The following is a 738-nucleotide window of genomic DNA, read 5'->3' on the forward strand; positions in this document are numbered from 1 at the left end:
ACGTTTTAGAAAAGAATAAACCCCTTTCAGCAAGTTTTTCAGTGTGTTAGTTACTGTGTTTATATTTTTATGCCCAAATAAGGGAAAAGCACTTTTATATAGAAGTGCAAAAAATAAAAATTAGAAAAAAAGACACACATGAGAAAAAAAATTACCATGTATGCAGGTGCTATTCTTTTTGTACTTGCAAGTATCACAAGTTGTGATAAAGATGAAGAAATTATTCCAGCAGTATTTTCTATAGATCAAACAGAAAAAGACTTCGGAACAGTAGAAGTAGAGCAGTCTGCTAGTTATTCATTTGAAGTAACAAATAAAGGAGAAGCAGACTTAGAAATTGATGAGTTTGTTATAAAAGGAACAGATGCAGCAGATTTTTCTACAAGCGCAGTGCCTAAAGTAATTAGAAAAGGAGAGGCTTATAGCTTCGAAATTACTTTTGCTCCTTTAACAGAAGGAAACAAAGAGGCTATTTTAGAAATTACTACTAACATAGGTAAAAAAGAAGTAACAGTAACAGGAGTTGCAGAGCCAAAACCACTACCAACTGTAGACTTAAATGTAACAACTTTATCTTTTGGAGAAGTAGAAATTAACCAAACAGATGATGCTACATTCACCATAACAAATAGCGGAGATGCCGACTTAGAAATTACTGCTTTTGAGGTAAAAGGAACAAATGCTTCTGAATTTGCAACGGCTGCAACAGCAGAAACGTTAGCTGTAGGAGGTACAAAA

1 protein-coding gene is annotated in these 738 nt (G+C 33.6%); it reads left to right on the plus strand.

Annotation, left to right across the window (positions count from 1 at the left end; translation table 11 throughout):
- Positions 1-138 precede the first annotated feature (138 nt).
- Positions 139-738 (plus strand): choice-of-anchor D domain-containing protein (locus OU788_RS12515; RefSeq protein WP_274635469.1); only part of this gene is annotated, 600 nt, incomplete at its 3' end.

The sequence above is a fragment of the Tenacibaculum sp. L6 genome, from assembly GCF_028823685.1.
Taxonomy (GTDB): domain Bacteria; phylum Bacteroidota; class Bacteroidia; order Flavobacteriales; family Flavobacteriaceae; genus Polaribacter.